The organism is Planctomycetota bacterium, from assembly GCA_016235865.1.
GTDB lineage: Bacteria > Planctomycetota > MHYJ01 > JACQXL01 > JACQXL01 > JACRIK01.
This window is the reverse complement of sequence record JACRIK010000026.1, coordinates 1-20528: the sequence shown is the minus strand read 5'-3', so window position 1 is coordinate 20528 and position 20528 is coordinate 1. Positions and strand designations below refer to the sequence as shown.

13 protein-coding genes and 1 tRNA gene are annotated in these 20528 nt (G+C 48.3%); 11 read left to right on the top strand and 3 right to left on the bottom strand.

From position 1 onward, the window contains the following. Positions 1–54: 54 nt before the first annotated feature. The 7 genes from HZA49_07350 (at position 55) to HZA49_07320 (ending at position 13262) form a co-directional block, all read left to right on the top strand. Positions 55–1926 carry an ABC transporter ATP-binding protein gene (locus tag HZA49_07350; GenBank protein MBI5779254.1) on the top strand — a complete coding sequence of 624 codons (1872 nt, stop codon included), beginning with the start codon at positions 55–57 and terminating at the stop codon, positions 1924–1926. Between the two features lie 4 nt (positions 1927–1930). Further along, entirely contained in the window at positions 1931–4960 is a 3030-nt protein-coding gene (locus HZA49_07345; GenBank protein MBI5779253.1) for a hypothetical protein, read from the top strand. A gap of 1 nt (position 4961) precedes the next feature. Further along, positions 4962–6203, top strand: coding sequence for a hypothetical protein (locus HZA49_07340; GenBank protein MBI5779252.1), 1242 nt, complete (start codon positions 4962–4964; stop codon positions 6201–6203). A gap of 71 nt (positions 6204–6274) precedes the next feature. Then, complete coding sequence (cysK, locus tag HZA49_07335; protein ID MBI5779251.1) at positions 6275–7216, top strand: cysteine synthase A; 942 nt, start codon at positions 6275–6277, stop codon at positions 7214–7216. 104 nt (positions 7217–7320) lie between these two features. Then, entirely contained in the window at positions 7321–8529 is a 1209-nt protein-coding gene (locus HZA49_07330) for a type II secretion system F family protein (GenBank protein MBI5779250.1), read from the top strand. A 79-nt stretch (positions 8530–8608) separates the two neighbouring features. Next, positions 8609–11698, top strand: coding sequence for a hypothetical protein (locus HZA49_07325; protein MBI5779249.1), 3090 nt, complete (start codon positions 8609–8611; stop codon positions 11696–11698). A gap of 169 nt (positions 11699–11867) precedes the next feature. Beyond that, positions 11868–13262, top strand: coding sequence for a glutamine synthetase (locus HZA49_07320; protein MBI5779248.1), 1395 nt, complete (start codon positions 11868–11870; stop codon positions 13260–13262). 65 nt (positions 13263–13327) lie between these two features. Here HZA49_07320 and HZA49_07315 read toward each other — a convergent pair whose 3' ends face one another. Beyond that, positions 13328–14239 carry a hypothetical protein gene (locus tag HZA49_07315; GenBank protein ID MBI5779247.1) on the bottom strand — a complete coding sequence of 304 codons (912 nt, stop codon included), beginning with the start codon at positions 14237–14239 and terminating at the stop codon, positions 13328–13330. Positions 14240–14689: 450 nt separating this feature from the next. Here HZA49_07315 and HZA49_07310 point away from each other — a divergent pair, with 450 nt between their 5' ends. The 3 genes from HZA49_07310 to lysA all read left to right on the top strand — a co-directional run bounded on the left by HZA49_07310 (position 14690) and on the right by lysA (position 16350). Then, positions 14690–14986 carry a GIY-YIG nuclease family protein gene (locus HZA49_07310; GenBank protein MBI5779246.1) on the top strand — a complete coding sequence of 99 codons (297 nt, stop codon included), beginning with the start codon at positions 14690–14692 and terminating at the stop codon, positions 14984–14986. After that, a tRNA-Arg gene (locus HZA49_07305) sits at positions 14977–15050 on the top strand. The genes HZA49_07310 and HZA49_07305 overlap by 10 nt, the downstream gene beginning before the upstream one ends. An 88-nt stretch (positions 15051–15138) precedes the next feature. Further along, complete coding sequence (lysA, locus tag HZA49_07300) at positions 15139–16350, top strand: diaminopimelate decarboxylase (GenBank protein ID MBI5779245.1); 1212 nt, start codon at positions 15139–15141, stop codon at positions 16348–16350. Between the two features lie 117 nt (positions 16351–16467). Here the strand turns inward: lysA and HZA49_07295 are convergent, their stop codons facing one another. Both HZA49_07295 and HZA49_07290 read right to left on the bottom strand, forming a co-directional pair. Beyond that, positions 16468–17760: a homoserine dehydrogenase gene (locus tag HZA49_07295; GenBank protein ID MBI5779244.1), complete on the bottom strand. Its 1293-nt coding sequence runs from the start codon at positions 17758–17760 to the stop codon at positions 16468–16470. A 92-nt stretch (positions 17761–17852) separates the two neighbouring features. Continuing rightward, on the bottom strand, positions 17853–19040 hold the full coding sequence (locus HZA49_07290) for a cystathionine gamma-synthase (protein ID MBI5779243.1): 1188 nt from the start codon (positions 19038–19040) through the stop codon (positions 17853–17855). A gap of 293 nt (positions 19041–19333) precedes the next feature. Between HZA49_07290 and HZA49_07285 the strand changes: the two genes are divergently transcribed. Next, a complete protein-coding gene (locus HZA49_07285) occupies positions 19334–20206 on the top strand; it encodes a hypothetical protein (GenBank protein ID MBI5779242.1) in 873 nt (290 codons plus the stop codon). Positions 20207–20528: the final 322 nt, after the last annotated feature.

The window sequence follows — 20528 nt, the reverse complement described above, 5'->3', positions numbered from 1 at the left end:
GCGTGTAAAGATTTGCTTGACTTTATCAATCTAACTGGTAAATTAAGCCCTATTATGAAATCGTCCTCATTTGTGCATCTGGCATCACAGTTATTCCAATATGCCCGACGCTATCTGGGCTTAATCGTGCTAATTATCGCATTAAACTCTGTTTATACCTTTGTTTTTCAGAGCAGAATAGTCTTCGTACAGCCATTAACAAAATACTGCGAAACATTAACCGGCGCTCATAACTTAAGCACCCCTCTCAACCAGATTCCCAGTGTCGGCGGAGAATTAGGCCGAAAAATAATGGTCCCGATAGAAAGATGGGTTGAAGGCGACACTATCAGACAATCACTGATTAATATCGGGTGGATTATCCTGGTTTTGAGTTTTATCACGGCACTGTTAAACTATATAACCGATTATTTGCAAGGACTGGTCTCGCTGAAAATAATCGTTGATATCCGCAACCGGCTGTGCGCCCATCTGCTGACCATGTCTCTGCGCTTCTTCAATGAGAAAAAGACCGGCGACCTGCTATCGCGTCTGACCAATGATATCGGTATCATCCAAAACTCTATCAGTTTCCTGTTTGGCGACATCATCAGGCAACCCTTAATGGTACTGATGGGCTTTGCCTTTATGTTTATGCTGGATTGGCAGCTGACGCTAATGGTAATTGTTTTAATGCCGATCCTGGCGATACCGATATTATTATTGGGCAAACGCATCAGAAAGGCGCGCAAGACCAGCCTGGTCAAATTAGGCGACGTGACCGAATCGATCCACCAGATGTTCTCGGGCGTCCGGATTGTCAAATCATTCCAGATGGAACACGCGGAAATCAGGGAACTGGAGAAAGAAAACAAATCATTCCTCATGAAATCAATGGGCATCGTCCGGGCCAAGGCACTGGGTCTGAGTTTGATAGAAATTATTGGAACCGTAATAGTTTTGTTCGTTGTTTTAGGCGCGGTCTATCTCATAAAACACGGTCAATTAGACATCCCGTTGGCGATTACTTTCTGTATTTACCTGATGACTTTCCTTAAACCAATCAGGGTGCTCACCAGCGGCTACAATGCTTTCCAGGAATCATTAGGAGGCGCGGAACGGGTGTTTGAGCTGATGCACCAAAAACCTGATATCATAGACGCGCCTGACTCCATTACGTTATCCGACTTCAAACGGGAAATCAGTTTTAAGAATATGTCATTTACCTATAATGAGGATTCGTCCGACACCATCCGCAAGCCGGCCTTGAGTAACATCAACCTGGCGGTCCAGGCCGGTGAAACTATTGCCATTGTCGGGCCGACCGGATCTGGTAAATCCACCCTGCTGGATTTGCTCTGCCGTTTTTACGACCCGACTGAAGGCAGCATCGAGATAGACGGATTTGACCTGAAGAAAATCAGGCGGAGTTCGCTATTAAAACAGATTGCCATTGTCAGCCAGGAAACCTTCCTGTTCAACGACACCATCCGCAATAATATCAGTTACGGCAAGCCCGAAGCCACCCTGGAGGAAATAAAAGAGGCGTCGCGGGCTGCCTATATTGCGGATTTTATCGAAGGATTGCCCCAGGGATACGACACCGTCACCGGCGAACGGGGCGTGAAACTCTCGGGCGGCGAGCGACAACGGCTGGCTATTGCCCGGGCCCTGCTAAAGAATCCTAAAATCCTGCTTCTGGATGAAGCCACCTCGGCGCTTGATTCGACCAGCGAGAAGATAGTCCAGGCCGCCATCAATAACCTGATGAAGAACCGGACCACCTTTATCATCGCCCATCGGCTGTCTACGGTCCAGCATGCGGACCGGATTATCGTCCTGGAAGACGGCCGAATCGTGGAGCAGGGAAAACACGAAGAATTGGCCAAAAGGGGCGGGTTATACAGCCGACTGTCCGGAACCCTGCAATCAATACCGACAGATTAACTATATGAATAATCACGGCAATGTAACGCTGGCAACGCTCTTGGTCATCTGCGCCATTATTGTATTGCTGGGCATTGCCCTGAACGCCTATAACCAGATACAACTGGAATTAACGCATTGCCATCTTGACAAAATTCGCGCCAAGATGCTGGCCCACCAGGGACTGACAAACGCCTTTGACGAGTTAAAGACGCTTAATTTTGACCAAATAACGAATAAACCAAGGCACAACAGCAGCTGGTATTATTACGGCGAAGACCTTGACAATAACGGCTTGTTAAGCCGGGGCGAAGACCAGAACAACAACCGTACCCTTGACGTGGAAACCTGTCCCTTAAAAGACGCCTTAAAACCGTCTTTTACGCTGACGGACCGGAATGGCACACCGATGTTTATCCGTTTCGCCAACGGCGCGCGGATGGGCTATTCAGGCGAACTGACCAAAACCTACGTCGACGGCAATGATATTTATACTCTGAAAATCACGGACTGCCACAGCCAGATTTATGTCAACGGAGATGATGACGGCACAAAACAGCTCTTGAATAATCTCGGCGTGATTCTTCGTATTTCATCCGATATTCCTGACGAAGCATTAGGCAACTATATATTTAAGAAAAGAAACATGAAGCCATCCGGCCGGTTTACGGTCAAGGAAGAACTGGCCGGTATTCTGCCCAAACCGGTCTATGAAAAAATAAGGCCTTATGTCACCCTGTATGGGCAGGCAGATAATAAAGTAATCAAACCGCCCCGCCGGCAGATGAAAGAAGGAACCGAGATATTTTCCTGGAAGCAGATAACTCCTGATGACCTGGTATGCGAGGAACGCCACCCCATCAACATAAACACCGCTGCCAAACCAGTCCTGATGGCCGCCCTGGCAAACCTGGAAGGCATTTATCTCCATCAGGGGCTCAACGATGATGAAATAGCTTCAGCCGATGATATCAAGAATGTTTTCAGCAATACGCTTGAAAAACCACACGGCAAGGTTGAACCGCCTGGTGTAAGTATCGGTAAACTTAAAGCCGTTAACCTGAGGATTCCTGAAAACACCCGCCTGATAGAAAACATCGCCGAAAGAATTATTGAAGAAAGAACCATATCCCCATTTCTGGAATGGCAAGCATTCAACAAATTCTGCGATATTCTGATTCATGAGGAATTTTTCGGAGATATCTCCACTCCCGAAGGTTATGAACTCGCCCAAGCCAAAGCGGACCTGATAAAAGCCAATGTCAATCCCAATACGCTCCTGAATAAATTCAATCCGGACCGCATCATCAACCGCTGGTTGGATAAATCAGACCTGGTGACCTATACCACTGAATTCTGTTTCACGCCGCGCGGCTATTTTGAAGTGGAATCAGAAGGCATGGTTCTACGTCCGTCTATTTCCGGTGAAATGTTCCTGGAAGCTGGTTATCTCACCAGAGGCGTGGCCAAAATCTATGAAATTTATAACGAGACCAACCAATCTGATTTCAGCAAGGGACGTATCTCCAAACAGCCGAAAGAAGCCGGCGAAACCCTGCAGACCTATCCACAACCGGATATTAACAATCTCCCGAACGGCTGTTATGAAGACGGTCAGATTGCCCTGGCCAATGTGGAAAATCGCGCCCCAGACAACAAGCCAATCTTTGCACTTCACTTTAATAAAACCCTTAAGGCTAGTCCATCAAACGGTAAATCCCAGCCCATGGAGATGGAAGGAAATAGCCTGACTACCGAGTCGCTCTTTAATGGCGGTGCTTTATATCCGGACGGCGTTTATTCAGATTCCGGCGGCTGTCCGGCTTATGAATCCGAGGACAATTTCGTCGACGGTATTGCCAACGAACGGGTTTCCGGCAAAAAACAGTTTCGGGGCGCGGTGTCATTCTGGCTAAAACCCAATTACTACCAGACCTCAGTCAAGCCGCGCACTATCTTTTCCTTGAATAAAGCCACCAATAACCCGCCGCATCCAAAATACAATTACCAGCCAACACAGCATATATTCTCAATATTAGCATTCCCCAGGGCATATCCTTACAAATCCGATACCGATACCCTGTCATATTCGCTCCGGACCACGCCAGCCGGCAAGTTTCTCTGGTTCTGGGATTTTGACGAGAGTTTGGGAAACCAACCCCAGTCATATATCTTTGCCAACAGCGATCCGGCTAATGACAGCCACCATCGCTGGATTCACATCGGCATTGCCTGGGACACGCATCCTAAAACAACCAGAATCGCCAAACACTGCCCGGCTTGTATACCGAAAACCGGAGAGGCAAATAACAGCCAGGAACCAGCCTGGCTTCTCAAGGGCTACTGCCGGCACTGCGCCGGCACCGGAGAAACCTCGGAAGTGAAAGTCTATCCATCTGATGTTTACACCTTTTGCATCAACGGCGATGACGCGCCATCAAAATATATCGGCCGGCAGCCGGAATTATTCCCACCAGAAATTATCCAGCAGATCGACTTCGCGTCAGCCAATTCAATCCGCCTGGGTGAGAGCATAGACAGTTCCTTCTGGAATTTCTCCGGTGATTTCACCATCGACGAAGTTACGATCAGACTACCCGACAGCGTCAAATCTGCCGAGGAACAATTCAAGGATGAATTCGCCAACGGCCGATATTATAAAAACCAGGGAATCTTCACATCCGGACCAATAATCATAAAAACCGGTCGGGGCCACGCCGTAACTAAAACTGGACCTGACTATAAAACCAGAATCATCCCTTTCTGGACCGCCTATTATCCCTCTGACTGGGACGAGGACTCAAGAAATATTTTGATTCAGTTGCTCAATAATTCGGATGAGCCGATTTCAGCTATCTATGACAGACAGGGCCCGGCTATTGAGTTATCGAAAGGCAAAAACCAGGACCTGACTTTCAAGTATAAGGTTGTTTTTGACACCCAGGTAAATGGCCATAACAAGCCGCTGCTGGAATCGCCGTTCCTGGATGATATCACTATGATTATCTTTACGAATGAACCTGAAATAATGGAGCAATTTGTAATCGAGAATTAATATGCCAATAGTAAATAACCGCAGTTTCCTGTTCGCCTGCCTGTTACTGGCCATCGCCTTATCCATCCGGGCAGAAAGGAACGAATCAAATTTCATGGACTCTTCCTCAGCCGTATTTATAAATGACGCCACGATAGACTCGCCCATTACCATCTCAGTCCGAAGCCATCTGCCGGCCGGAACGACTCTCAAAATCATTCTGTCGGCCAAGATAAGTTCATTCGCCGGCGGCAGGTTTGAGATACTCAATACCGGACGCACGGTCATCGATCAGAACGGCCGATGGCAGTATGCAATAAGACCCTCTCAGGATATGCCATTTCTGGCCGAAGCCTATAAGCTGGAATTTGGCGCCGAGGCTAAAAACACATCATGTTATTTTGTCAGCATAGTTTCGCCGGTTGCCTGTAAGCAACGCCAGCAGGAGATTCATTCCCTCCACCAAACCATCACCGACATCTGGAGTCTGGACAAAGAACTAACTGACTTCATTAACAACATTGAAGACATCAAACAGGGCAAAACCGGCTGGGAACGAAAAATCCAGGAAGCTATCGGCTTATATAGCAACCCTGAAGAAGCAATGGCACTGGCGATAAAAAAATGGCGGGAATGGGAACCAGACTATACCCGGAAACTGGAAATCATTTCCGATTCTCTGCAGGCACGTCCTTCGCTGGCCAATTTTATTTCAATCCAGGAGCAACTCTCATATCTATCCGGCTGCCTGTATGAAAAATACGCCCAATACCGCTTTCAGTTATTGGGCTCGCCTAGAAAAATTGCATATAACCAAACCGGATCCGGATTACTGAACCCGACTGATAACAAAAATAACATCCTGACCATGATGGAAAAAGAGATCGTCTCCAAGATGTTCCAAGACACCCTTTCCCTGATGGAATATGTGGATGGCAATTGCATAAGCAGCGCACCGGATAAATCCCAATGGCCGAAAATCAGGAATGAATCCATCAGATTATGCACTACCCTGAAGAATGAAATGGAATATTATTACCGGATGGGACTTTTTTATAGGGCACCTAATAAACATTTCCTCAAAGAAAGTCAGGATTTGACTGATCTGATTGACACACTTTCATTACTCCTCAATAAACTTAATACCCCAGAAGATAAAATCAGGAACACCGCAGTGACCTCAGCAGCAAACCCTGAGGAGATTCAGACCCTCCTCGCCAGCCTACACAACAAGATAACTGCACTAAGCGCTGAAATATATTAGGCCTGTCGCCAGGCAAAAAACTGATTAATTTCTTTGCATCTCCATTGCTTTATGATACCATGAATTTATCTATGATTAAAAAACATCGTTGTTTATGTATCTTGGATGACATGCTTGATACCATAGGCAACACTCCAATTATCCCCATCCGGCTGTCCGGTATCAAGGCTAAGCCAACCATCTACGGCAAACTGGAATTCTTTAATCCGTCCGGCAGCGTCAAGGACCGGATTGCCAAATATATCATTGAAATGGCCGAGAAGCGCGGCATCCTAAAGAAAGATTCCATCATCGTCGAGGCCACCAGCGGTAATACCGGCATTGCCTTCTCCATGGTTGGCGCGGCCAAGGGATATAAAGTCATCGTTGTCATGCCCGAACATATGAGCCAGGAACGCATAAAAATAATGCGTTCATTCGGCGCTAAGGTAATTCTCACGCCTGAGAAAGGCGGATTCCTTGAACCGGTTAAAGTGACCCAAACCATGGCCGCCAAAGACCAGCGGGTCTTCCTACCCTGCCAGTTTTCTAATATCGACAATATTGAAGTGCACCGTCTGACTACGGGACAGGAAATTATCAGACAAACCGGCGGCAAAATCGACGCTTTTGTTGCCGGTATCGGCACGGGCGGAACCCTGATGGGCGTGGCCGCGGCGCTGAAACAAGCCAGAATTAAGGCAAAGATCGTAACGGTCGAACCATCCGAAGCCGCCATACTTTCAGGCGAAACCGAGATGTGCAGCCACCCGATTCAGGGCATAGGCGACGGCTTTATCCCGGAAATCGTGGATACCAAAATCATTGACCAGGTGGTCAAGGTCAAGAGTTCCGATGCCATCAAAATGGCCAAAAGATTGATACGGGAATTGGGAATGCCGGTGGGCATTTCGTCCGGCGCCAATTACTATGCGGCGGTCCAGGTCGCCAAGAAAATGCCGGCCCATAAGAACGTGGTGGCTATTATCCCGGACCGGATGGAACGCTATTTCTCTACCGGACTGTTTAAGTAACATACTCTATTTTGTCGCCCTGCCCCGAATGTTTTCGGGGTCAGGGTCTGCCGGATGTCGATCCCGAAAGCATTCGGGACGCGATGCTAGGCGGGAAAATCAATATGCCCTTATTCAAATATAAAGCCAAAAAGGGACCCAGCGATTTCACGGACGGCGTGATGGAAGGCGAGAGCCCGCAGGAAATCGCCAGTAAGTTGACCAACCAAGGCCTTTTCCCAATCAATATAGAACTCATCGGCGAGGTCAAGGATAAATCCATCACGGTAAGTTCCTGGTTCAGCAAAATAACGGTCCGGGACCTTAATATTTTCACCTATCAATTGTCGTCCCTGATTAAATCCGGCCTACCCCTGCTTTCGGCATTGTTTATCATCACCGAGCAGACCGAAAACAAGTATTTTAAGAATATCATTGCCGACATTGCCCAAAGCGTCAAGCACGGCGATATGCTTTCGTCAGCCATGAGCAAATATCCCAAAATATTTAACCAACTCTACACGGCGATGATAAAGGCCGGTGAGGACAGCGGCGCCTTGGATACCATTCTGCGCCGGGTGGCCGAACACCGCGAAAAAGTGGAACAGATAAAATCGCACATCCGCTCAGCCTTAGCTTACCCTATCATCGTAACCCTGGTTGGACTGGGCTCTATCGTCTTTCTGATGACCGCAGTAATCCCGCAAATCCAGAAGGTTTTCGTCACCTTAAAAGTAGACCTGCCCCTGCCGACCAAGATTTTACTGGCCATCAGCAGCAGTATCACTAATTATTGGTATTTGTATCTGGGCGGCATCTTGCTGTTGATGATATTGACTAAGGGTGTAACGCTTATAGAGCGTAAGGCACTGGACCGCCTGAAACTCACCCTGCCCTTCATCGGTAAATTCATCAAGAAGACCGAATCAGCCAAATTAGCCAGCTCTCTGTCACTCTTGCTCACCAACGGTATCCCGATTCTGGCCTCGCTGGAAATCGTCATCCCCACGCTGTCAAATGATATCATAAAGGATGACCTGTCTAAAGTGGTCAATGACCTTAAACTGGGCGGTTCAATGTCCAAGGGACTCCAGAACAGTCCGCATTTTTTCCCTTTTATGACTAATATGATCCGGGTCGGCGAGGAAGGCGGCCGGCTGGATGAGGTGCTCCTCGAGGTCTCATCATTCTACGAACGGGAAATCGGCGAGACCATAAAAATCGGGCTCTCTCTGCTGGAACCGATTCTGATACTCGTTATGGGCCTGGTCGTGGGCTTTATCGTCTTGAGCATGCTTCTGCCTATTTTCCAAATAAGCGTGATGGCGCAGTAAAAGCGAAACCCCAAATACACTCAGATAAACACAGATGAGATACACCGTTAGAACAGCAGCCATAATAACCATATCAATTTTGTGTTGCCTTTACATTAGCTACCAATGGGCGGATAATAACCAGCCTGGCGCCTTTGGGATAAATGTCATCCCACAACCCAGGCAGGTTGTTCATACCAAATCTCCCCACTGCGTCCTGAATAACGAATGGACTATATTCGTGGAAAGCACGGCTGACGAAACCACCCGCATGGCCGCCGAACTCATCGCTAAAGACCTCAGTGAAATATGGGGGCTGAAGGTAGCATCCCTGGTTAATGACAAGGCGCTGGCGGCCGCTGAAAAATCCATTATTCTGGGCGTCCCCAAGCGTGATAAAGTGATTGATGCTATCGCCACTAAAAAAGCAGTTGCGCTTAATCGGGATTTACATCCGCAGGGCTATAAGATTTCCATTACGCCTGGCTGGCCAAGATCGGGTAAGATACTCCTTTTGGCCGATACCTCCCAGGGACTATTTTATGCCGCCCAAACATTCAGACAGCTGATAACCAGGGACAAGGCCGACCAGATAATCCTGCCGCCGGTTGTGATTGACGACTGGCCCATATTCGACTACCGCGGCGTGCAAATAAACCTTCCTGGCAACAACAAAACCGGCTATATCAAGAATCTCATCCATTTGTTGTCATACTACAAGATAAATATCCTGGCACTCCAAACCGCCTCATTGACAGGCGACCAGATTACCGAATTAACCAAAGAGGCCTCGGCATACCAGATAAACCTGATAGGTAATATCTCAACAATAAAGCTAAACAATGCGCATCATATATGCCTCAAGGACTGGTGCGGGCATCTGGATAGAAAGCCGCTAGGCTGGATTGATTCAATTCTCAAGAAACAACTCTTCATCTCCAAGATGCCTAAAACTACTATTGTCATGAATACGTTTGAGCAGGATAATAATCGTACTTTCAGTGATTATTTTCAGCAGATCGAGTTGTTCCGAAATGAGGGATTAGACCAGGTACTTTGTCCGCAGTTAACTGTTCCTGGTAATATCCTGCCCGACATACAGGCCATCCATAAAAACATCTATACGGCCGGCCAGGCCGGCTTGAGGCACCTGGAGAATAACCACCGCATAATGGGTCTGATGCTCTGTAGCGCCCCAGGCGAAATCATCACCTTTCCGGAAAACATTGTTGAACCCACTATCTTTACCGCTGAATGCGGATGGATCCCGGACCGCGCAGACGCAGACAAGTTTAGCTATAGTCTGACCCATTCCCTATTCGGCATTAATGGTAGCGAGGCCGCAGAGATCACCAATCTTTTATCATCCTGTAACAAATTAATCAGAGGCAATGTCACATCTGAACATCTATTCCCAGATCCTTTCAAGAACGAAATTTATTTAGATGTGCCTAATTTCTACGGTTCTCTAAAGAAAATAAAAACCATCTCGGAAGAAGCGCAAAAGAAAATAGCGTCCCTACAGAAAAAGGCACAGCGGTCTAAAGAGACATTAGACATCTGGCACTATGCTGCCGAAAAGTGGCTGGCATTTGCCGAACGCTTCCTGACTTCCAGGGAAATCAGTAACAAATATCAGAATCTTTATGACAAAAGATATATACTTGAATATGGCCCTATTAAAACTGATTATCAGGCAATCAAAAAAGATTACGAAGAACTCTTTGATAAGACATCTAAAGGATTTGATACACTGAAAGAAGAATACCAGAAACTTATTTCTCAGAGATATGATACCACTGAGATAAAGGCAATGGAACGTTTTGAAACAGCCAAGGCCACCTGGCAGGATAAAAAGGATAAATTGTCCGAATCTATTATGAACGCCAAGTTCACCGCACCTGATAAACTCGGCATCTCTCTTGCCAAACTGCCCCAACGCCTGATCACTCCTGCGCCCAATCCGCCCGGCCCAGAGATGAACAAGACATTCACCTGGTGGGACCGACGTTTACATTACCGCGTCCTGGTTACTATGAAAAACACGGTTGCCCGGCCGGCCACCGGCTCTGAAGCCTTTGCCTACCCGGTAGAGATAAAACTCAACTTCACTGAATTATTAAAGGAATCAGGCGTCTCTTCATCTGACATAGTCCATACGGAAATTGACCTTCAATCTGTCCGGGTCATAGAATACTCTAAGGAAGGCACACCGATTGACGAGGTTCCCTATCAGATAGGTAAAACTAGGCATTTTGACGAAAGGTTCAATGCCGAGGCCAATCTGGTCTGGATAATCCGCAAGCCCATTGAAACCAAATCCGTTAAATACTTCTACGTGTATTTTGATACGATCAAAAGCCAGGCGCCTGAATACAACATAAAATATCCTTATGGAGGACTGTCAACATCAGGCACAGACCAGAAAGGTTACTGGCTGAAGAATACCCGGCTCAAGATCGGCATCAATTCGCCCTACTCCAGAAATAATACACCCTTACCGTCTCTTATTAATTCGTGGGTAATCAGAGACTTTTCTACAGGATTATTCTCAAACCTTAATTTAGTGACAAGTAACAAATCTGGATTTGGAGTAATCCTTCAAACCGGTCCGGGGAACAAATTGTCATTACAAAAACAAACCGATGGCCCGCTCCTAACCAGTTTTTGCGCCATTTCAGAAGAAGGCGACGGGTGCGTCTTTAACTTCTATGAAAATCTGCCTATCTGCGAGGTGTTTACGGACAGCCGTATTCGGGAATTCCATAATTCGTATCAGGTTCCGCAATCCTACCTTGTAGCCGCCTTAAAAGATAAAATGTCCGTTTTCTCCGGCGCAGAATACCTATCCTCAAACTATACTCGTGGAAATATTCCGGCCGACAATCCGATAGGCAACCTCCAGAGCAATGATTCCCACTGGCTGGCCCAAAGAATAGTCAAGGGACTGACCATCGCCGCTATCACTCCTGAAAAAGGCGTGACTCATTATCTCAAGACCACGCCGGAGGATTCCAGTATATCCATCTCATTCGGCGTAGCCGGCGCCAAACCGTTCCACCACTTCATCATATACGCTGACACCACAGAAGAAGATACCTTTGACCTGCTGAACCGGATAAAGAACGTATTCACGCTTGATAATCCGCCGGTTATTCAGCGTCAGCGGACCGAGAAGTTACCGCCCTAATGCGGGATTCGGTCTATTCGCATTATGCGGATTCCCCCGGGAGTCTTCGCAGCTAATTTTATATTTCCCATCCTGTTAAATTATCTGACAAAATATTGACAGGATGAGCTATATCTGGTAAATAACGACTCCATTAACTTATTCAACTCTCAAGAAAAGGAAAAACTGTATGAAAACACTGTCCCTGCCTGCCAAGCCACGCGCCACCGGCCAGAAACCGACCGCCCCGGACAAGGAACGCGCCGGATTAGTCAAATCAGTCATCGCCCAGGTTGACAAGCATAATATCAAATTCATCAATCTCTGGTTCTCGGACATTCTGGGTTATCTCAAATCATTCACCATAACCCGTGACGAGCTTGAAAACGCGTTTAGCGAAGGCATGGGTTTTGACGGTTCATCCATCGAAGGATTCTGCCGGATAGACGAAAGCGATATGGTGGCCGTACCTGACCCGAAAACATTCAGGATTGTCAGCTGGCGCAACGGCCACGACGGCACGGCCCGGATGTTTGCGGACATAATCAACCCGAACGGCACGGCCTTTGAAGGCGACCCGCGCCATATCCTCAAGACCAATCTAGCCCGCGCCGCTAAACTCGGCCTGGTCTTTAATGTCGGCCCGGAACTTGAATTCTTCTATTTCAAATCAGACAAGACCACCGAACGGCTGGACGAAGGCGGTTATTTTGACCTGATGCCGCGCGACGAGGCCATTGACCTGCGCCGCGAGACCATCCTGGCCCTGCAATCAATGGGCATACCGGTGGAATACGCCCACCACGAGGTGGCGCCGTCCCAGCACGAAATCGACCTGCGCTATACCGATGCCATGACCATGGCCGATACGGTTATGACCTACCGGCTGATTGTCAAGGAAGTGGCCCAGAAAAACGGGGTCTACGCATCCTTTATGCCCAAACCCATCTTCGGTCAGAACGGCTCCGGCATGCACGTCCATATGTCGCTCTTCAAGAACGACCGAAACAGTTTCTTTGAACCCAAGGACAAATACCATCTCTCCCAGATGGCCAAGAGTTTTATCGCCGGACTCTTGAAATACGCGCCGGAATTTACGGCCGTCACCAACCAGTGGATAAATTCCTACAAGCGCCTGGTGCCGGGCTATGAAGCGCCGGTCTATCTGTCCTGGGCCCAGCGCAACCGCTCTGACCTGATTCGAGTGCCAATGTACAAGCCGGGCAAGGAAAAGGCCACCCGGGTTGAATTCCGTTCACCGGATCCGGCCGCTAATCCCTATCTGGCATTTTCCGTCCTGCTGGCCGCCGGCCTGGCCGGAATTGAGGAAAAACTTATCGCCCCAGAACCGGTGGAAGACAATGTTTATGAAATGAGCGAACCGGAACGCGCCCGGCGCGGCATCAAGTCGCTGCCCGGCAGTTTACTTGAGGCGCTCCAGTTGACCGAAAAGAGCGCGCTGGTCAAAAAGACCCTGGGCCAGCACGTCTTTGAACACTTTATCCAGAATAAGAAGATTGAATGGGAACGTTACCGGGTCCAGGTAACCTCTTATGAATTGGAAAAGTATCTTCCGGTGCTGTAAGATTAACCCCATACATACTCTATGTGCGGGATAAGAGACAGTACGTCACTTGGTTCCTACTGACTCTAAAAATGGTAGGTAACACCAAAGATGTACCCGCCCATCTCGTTCTTGAGGTTATGCTCGGCGCCGCTCCAGAACGGATAAAAATTGTCGTCACTCTTACCCTCTGCATTAAGCAATACGTATTTATACCCGGCCATGACGGTGAAATGCTCGGTCAAATGATAATTAAGGGCCGCTTCATAATGCCAGCCGTAGCCTTCCGCCTTGATGGTCTGTTTCTGCTGTTGCGAAGCGATACGGTCCGTGAATTTGGTGTATTTATACCGGGCTGATAACTTGGGCGCATAGCCGACCGTGGCATTGACGGATATATCCGGGGTCAGATAAAGCTCCCCCTTGATTCTGGCATCGACTCCATGATAATAGATATCGTATTCCTCCCAGCGTTCATTAAAGGTCTGGTTATTATTGGCCGGATTGGCGCTGTCCAGGACAACGCTGGCATTATTATAGCCAACAGAATTAATGTAGCCGACATAGCCGGCGCCGACATCCAGCCGAGAGATGGCCAATTCATCCTGCCCCATCAGGCGGTAGAATAATCCGGTACTGGTCAGCCGGCTCCGGCCGGCCACATCCGCATAACTCAGATCGGTCAGATACCCGTTACTATCATGCACGATGAACGACCGTCGCTGGTCGTTGATGGCGCCGGTGTTATAGTTCAGGTCAAACGAAAGTATCTGGTCGTATTTCAGTTCAAAAAGATAGGCATTGCCCCCCAGCATCATGGAATCGGTCGGATGCTTGATATCCCATTGGTTCTGAACCGAGGGATGGCTGCCGCCCATATTGAATTCGCCCTCATTGGACCAGACATAGGATGAAATACTGCCCTGGACCTCGGCCCGAAGCGGAACGATAAATACGGCGGCCCATATGAGAGTTACCAGAATCAACGGAAACTTCATATATCTAATCTGCATAGTAAATTGTTGAACTAATAAGGTAATTTATATAAGATGGCACGTCAAGGAAAATAGACAACAGGATTAAACTGATTTAGCGGAGTAACACCCCCCTCAGTCCCCCTTAACAAAGGGGGAATAAAAGGGGGTTGTTAATCCAGTTGTTTATAATTTTCCCTGCGCCCGTAGCTCATTAGAAACTGTTAGTGGCGACAAAGGCGCCACGTTACAGTTTCTTATCCCGACGTAACGTCGGGGGTTGGATAGAGCGCCCCGACCTGCTTAACGGTCAATTAGGAAAGTATAAATTACTTATCCCGACAAATACTGCCGGGATAACTCGCAGTAACGCCCCTGATGGTAATCGGGGAGCTAACAGCGAGCAACGCGCCCGTAGCTCAGTTGGATAGAGCGCCCCGATGTTACATCGGGGAGGCCGCAAGTTTATACTGAATGAACTTAATGGCAAAACAATGTTACGGTTATGTTTATATACTAAAAAGCAACCGTAACGGAACTTATTATATCGGAAGCACCCAGGATTTAGAAAAGAGGTTAGAAAGACACAATAACGGCTTTGTAAAGGCAACGCGTAATATCAGGCCTTTAACTATAGCGTTCTATCAGAAATATGAAACTATTAAGGAAGCCAAACAAATAGAATATAAGTTAAAACCGCTTAAAAGCCGTAAGATTATCGAGCAAATTATTACTGAAGGATGTATTAAGGTTAAGCCAACGCGCCCGTAGCTCAGTTGGATAGAGCGGCGGTTTCCTAAACCGCAGGCCAGTGGTTCGAATCCACTCGGGCGTATTAGAAACTGTTATGAACGAAGTGAATTACAGTTTCTTATCCCGGCAGTATTTGCCGGGATATACAACATTGAAGAAAGAATAAATTTATGCCAAACAACCAACTACTCATCGGGAAACTATCGGCCGTCAACTTAGCCAGGCGCTTCGGCACCCCCCTATTCGTCTATGACGAGAATATCATCCGCCAACGGGCCGGGTCCCTGCGCCAGGCCATTACTTATCCCAACACCAAACTCCTCTATTCCTGCAAGTCCAATACCAATCCGGCCATTATGAAAATCCTGCGCCAGGAGGGATTCGGCATAGACGCGGTCTCGCCCGGCGAGATATACTGCGCCCTGCGCAACGGCTTCAGGCCGCACGAGATATCCTTCACCGGCAATAACTGCCGGACCGACGAACTGGCCTATGTGGTCAAACAGGGCGTGCATATCAGCGCTGACTCGCTTTCCCAGCTGGAAAAGGTCGGAAAAATCAGGTCCGGGCTGGACGTGTCCCTGCGCATCAACCCGGACGTGGGCGAGGGCCACCATGAGCACGTGATTACCGGCGGACCGGATTCCAAATTCGGCATCTGGGTTTACCAGTTGGACCAGGCGCTCAGGATTGCCGCCAAATACCGGATGAAAATCATCGGACTGCACCACCATATCGGCTCGGGCATCCTGGAGACCGAGACCTTTATCACGGCCATGGAAATAATGCTTAAGATTGCCATCAACTTTAAGGGACTGGAATTCATCAATCTGGGCGGCGGCCTGGGCGTGGCCTACAGCCCCGGGCAGAAGAACCTGGACATCAGGAAATTCGGCCGGATGGTCTCGGAGCGGTTCAACGCCTTCTGCCGCCATTACGGCCAGCCACTGCAACTGATGCTTGAACCCGGCCGCTATCCGGTCTGTGAGGCCGGCACGCTCCTGACCACGGTAACCGATATCAAGGAGACGCCGGAGCATACCTTTGTCGGAACGGATTCCGGATTCAACCATCTCATCCGCCATGCATTCTATAATGCCTACCACGAAATAGTCAACGCCAGCCGATTGAAAGGCCCCAAACAATTCGTGGCGGTCTGCGGCAATCTCTGCGAGAGCGGCGATATGTTCACGCACGGCCGTGAAATCACCAAATTCCAGGAAGGCGATATCGCGGCAATAAAGAATGCCGGCGCATATGGCTATTCAATGGCTATGCAGTATAATATGCGGCCGAAACCGGCTGAAGTAATGGTCAAAGGGAACAAAGCCCGACTCATCAGACGCCGGGAGGGTTTCAATGATTTGCCGGGAGTGAAATAGAACTATCCTCCATCCTGTCATTCCCGCGCAGGCGGGAATCCAGACATCTTGGAGGCCACTGGATTCCGTGTCAAGCACGGAATGACAAACGGGGCGGGGGATGACAAAATGGGCCTCTTACGTCACTATCCTGACCACCACTGCCTTGCCGCGCATAATGGAGAGTTTGTTCACCTCGGCCAGCGCTTTCTGGATTTGAGATTCCCTGACCTTCTTGGTCACTACCCGGACATTACCCAACGCCTTCTTTACCGGCATGAGCGAGGCCGTGGCGCCGTAGATGCTGATATCATTCCGGCCCAGGACAGTGGCAATCTTGCCAATCACGCCGGACTTGTCGGCAATCGGGAATCTGATGTAGTGCTCCGAGACCGTCTGGTCAATCGGCACAATCTTCTTATTGCCCCAATTATAGGTGCTGATATCCGGCGCTTCAGACGGTGTCTGGGGCTGGTTGCCCAGTTCAATAATATCAGCCAGTATAGCGCTGGCGGTCGGCAGAGGCCCGGCGCCCTTGCCGTAGAACATCATATCCCCTACCGCGCTACCATTCAGATAGAGCGCATTAAACTCGTTGCGCACCGAGGCCAGCGGATGGACCTTGGGCAGCATGGCCGGATGGACCTTTAACTCCACCCGATTCCCCTCAACCTCACGGGCTATAGCCAGCAACTTTATGACATAGCCGAATTCCTCGGCGTTCTTGATATCCTCAAGGTCAATACCCATAATACCTTCGGTATAGATATCCTTGGGCTTGACCTTGATTCCGAATGAGAGCGCGGCCAGAATCGCCAGTTTATGGGCGGTATCAAGTCCCTGGACATCCATGGTCGGGTCCGGCTCGGCAAATCCGAGCGCCTGGGCCTGTTTCAATGCATCAACCAGCGAGAGTTTATCCTCTCTCATCCGGGTCAGCATATAATTAGTCGTGCCGTTAAGAATCCCCATCAGGAGATTGATGTGATTTGCCAGCAGACCTTCTTTAATGGAACGAATCACGGGGATTCCGGCGCAGACCGCGGCCTCGTAATAAACCTCACAGTTCACCATCCGGGCCGTCTCGAATATTTCCCGGCCATGATGCGCCAGAACAGCCTTGTTGGCCGTGACCACGTTCTTACCGGCCCGCAACGCCTTGAGGATGTAAGTCCGGGACGGCTCCAGGCCGCCTAATAGTTCCACCACAATATCAATGCTATCATCCTGCAGAATCCGGTTGATGTCCGTGGTCAGATTCGGCGCCTTGACCGCACGCTTACGGCCGGTGTTGCGCACTAAAGTGTGACTAATGACCAGGTCCAGACCGGTGCGTCTGCGGATAAAGTCCGACTGTTGGTTAAGGAGTTTAACCAGTCCGGTCCCGACCTGTCCGCAACCGAGTAAGCCGATGTTAATCTGTTTGCTCATAATTACCTCTTAATGACTAATGCCGAAATCCTAATGACGAAAAAATGCTTAAATCCCAAATACTAAATTCGTCATTCGCCATTAGACATTCGTCATTTCCTAAGTGCCCTCTTCAAATCCTCTATCAAATCCTGGACATTTTCTATACCCACGGACAGGCGAATCAGATTATCATTGATACCTATCTTCTTCCTAACCTCGGGCTCGACCGAGGCGTGGGTCATGGAAGGCGGATGGTTTATCAGGGAACGCACGCAGCCCAGACTCTCGGCCAATGCGAATAGTTTGGCCGAGGCGGCTATCTTCCTTGCAGTGAGCGCAGCGAATCTGTTGGTCTTACCCTTGACCTCAAACGAGACCATCCCGCCGAAACCGCCTGCCTGCCGCGCTCCGCTTGGCGCAGACAGGGTCATCTGCTTTTTGGCAATCTTATGGCCCGGATGATTCGGCAATCCCGGATAAAACACCTTCTTGACCTTGGGATGCCGGCTCAGGAATCTGGCAATGGCCATGGCATTGGAGCAATGCCGCTCCATCCGCAAGGCCAGGGTCTTAGTGCCTCTCAGGGTCAGGAAGCAGTCAAATGGTCCGGGCACCGCGCCGACCGCATTCTGGAAGAATTTCAGCCGTTCGTATAAATCTTTATTATTGGTAATAAGCGCGCCGCCCAGGATGTCCGAATGTCCGCCCAGATACTTGGTGGTGCTGTGGAGCACGATATCAGCGCCGAAATCAAAGGGCTGCTGGAGATACGGCGTGGCAAAGGTGTTATCCACCACGGTCAGAATCCTGTGCTTGTGAGCCAGTGCAATCGCGGCTTTCAGGTCCGTAATCTTGAGCAAGGGATTGGAGGGCGTCTCCAGCCAGAGCACCTTGGTATTAGGCCTGATTACCCGCCTGACATTATCCAGATTAGTAGCATCAACCAAATCAAAGGTCATTCCGTATTTAGTAAATAGTTTGGTAAAGATGCGGTAGGTCCCGCCGTAAATATCATTGGCTGAGACCACGTGGTCGCCGCTCTTAAGCAGGTTCATCACGGTATTGACCGCGGCCAGCCCGCTGGCAAAACACAGTCCGTATTTGGCGTTCTCCAAGGCGGCCAGATTATCCTCCAGGGCGTGCCGGGTCGGATTATCGGTCCGCGTATAGACAAACCCCTTGTGCTTACCCACTGCCTCCTGCTGGAAGGTCGAGGTCTGGTAGATGGGCGTGGTAATGGCGCCGGTCGCGCTATCTGATTTGTTGCCTGAATGTATGGCCCTGGTCTCAAACTTCATAAATCACTACACTTTCTATAAGAAATACGAACACGAATCACACAAATAAATACGAATGACACGAATAAATTAATGCATTCTTCGCTATGCACGGTCCCTTCGGGTTCGTGAGATTCGTTCCATTCGTCTTATTCGTGTTAACTATTTTATGTCAAACCTATCCCAAAAGTCAATAAAAAGATGCGCTGATAAATCCTTGTCCGATAAATAGAAGAATGGTAGAATAAACCAAAAGCGTAGCAAAGAAATCTAGAATCATTAAGCATTGTGTCCTCTGATTTAGGAGATAATTCATGAGAAATTATATTGCCGTGACAATTACAGTGCTTGTTTTATATGGTTGCACCGTAAACCCGAACGCAACTGTGCCTAATAACATAAATGCCAAGGATGCGGTTATTTTGGGGTGCAAGAAACTGGAACAGCTCAAAACCTACCGCTTTGATATGCCGATTCATGTTGGATTGGGTTCTAATCTTTATGGTGGTAACGCACATGCGTATACTAATTGTAAAGCCAATGGCGTCTGGAAAGGCCCAGATTTCTGCTATTTTAAATGTAAAGAGATACCACAGTTTGAAGAAGCTGGCAACGAATTTGAACTATACCGTCAGAACAATAAAATAGCGTTAAAGGACGGCGGAAAACAATGGGATAAGGGATTAAAAGGAATTGATGATAAAGATGAAAAGAATAGTATTATTGAGCATGTATTTACTCCATTTTATCGGACGGCTGACCTCGGAGAATTCTTGAAGAATGCCAAATTCAGAGACAACGAATCGGTTAACGGGGTAGAATGCAGGGTTGTTAAAGCTGTGGTTTCCCAAGATAATTTTAAGGATGTCTTAAATATGGATGACGTATTTGATATAGTTGGAAGGGAAACAGTATCGGAAACGCCCGGGAAAGAGATTGAAGTTAAATTAATCGCGGCAACATATAAATTCTGGCTCGGCAAAGATGACTGTCAAATTTATAAGATACAACGAATACTCATGCATAAATCTACATTTCCGTCTAAAGAGGGAACTCCAACTAAGTGGTCTAGAACTATGGAAATTAATATGACAATTTACGACCACGATAAGGATGTCGATTTGCAAATACCCCTAGAAGTAAAAGATATCCTTGGCCTATCGGATGTAAGCGGGACAAACCATTGATTTGAACCCTAATCATAGGGGACGGGGACAGACCACATATTTTCTTTATGGCTATTTTGCTGACTTGTAGGGCAGGGCTTATAGGAAATGAGGCCTTGTTAAATCTGTTTTTGACAATGCCGAATTTTAGAGCATGATGACTTATAATCCAACAAAATCAATGGTTACAAAATATGTGGTCTGGAGCATGTCCAAAAACACTTTTACAGAACCGCACTAAGCGGTAAACAGTGATTTTACTAACAGAAACTTTACGGCCTAACCACTTAGTTGGTCGTAATCGCCAGCTTTCTCTCTCCGCTGACTACTTTCCTGGTTATTT

Coding starts and splice junctions, on each gene's coding strand:
- HZA49_07320 (MBI5779248.1), top strand. CDS start 11,868: ATGAAAACACTGTCCCTGCCTGCCAAGCCACGCGCCACCGGCCAGAAA.
- HZA49_07295 (MBI5779244.1), bottom strand. CDS start 17,760: ATGAGCAAACAGATTAACATCGGCTTACTCGGTTGCGGACAGGTCGGG.
- HZA49_07340 (MBI5779252.1), top strand. CDS start 4,962: ATGCCAATAGTAAATAACCGCAGTTTCCTGTTCGCCTGCCTGTTACTG.
- HZA49_07310 (MBI5779246.1), top strand. CDS start 14,690: ATGAACTTAATGGCAAAACAATGTTACGGTTATGTTTATATACTAAAA.
- lysA (MBI5779245.1), top strand. CDS start 15,139: ATGCCAAACAACCAACTACTCATCGGGAAACTATCGGCCGTCAACTTA.
- HZA49_07290 (MBI5779243.1), bottom strand. CDS start 19,040: ATGAAGTTTGAGACCAGGGCCATACATTCAGGCAACAAATCAGATAGC.
- HZA49_07345 (MBI5779253.1), top strand. CDS start 1,931: ATGAATAATCACGGCAATGTAACGCTGGCAACGCTCTTGGTCATCTGC.
- HZA49_07330 (MBI5779250.1), top strand. CDS start 7,321: ATGCCCTTATTCAAATATAAAGCCAAAAAGGGACCCAGCGATTTCACG.
- HZA49_07285 (MBI5779242.1), top strand. CDS start 19,334: ATGAGAAATTATATTGCCGTGACAATTACAGTGCTTGTTTTATATGGT.
- HZA49_07350 (MBI5779254.1), top strand. CDS start 55: ATGAAATCGTCCTCATTTGTGCATCTGGCATCACAGTTATTCCAATAT.
- HZA49_07315 (MBI5779247.1), bottom strand. CDS start 14,239: ATGAAGTTTCCGTTGATTCTGGTAACTCTCATATGGGCCGCCGTATTT.
- cysK (MBI5779251.1), top strand. CDS start 6,275: ATGATTAAAAAACATCGTTGTTTATGTATCTTGGATGACATGCTTGAT.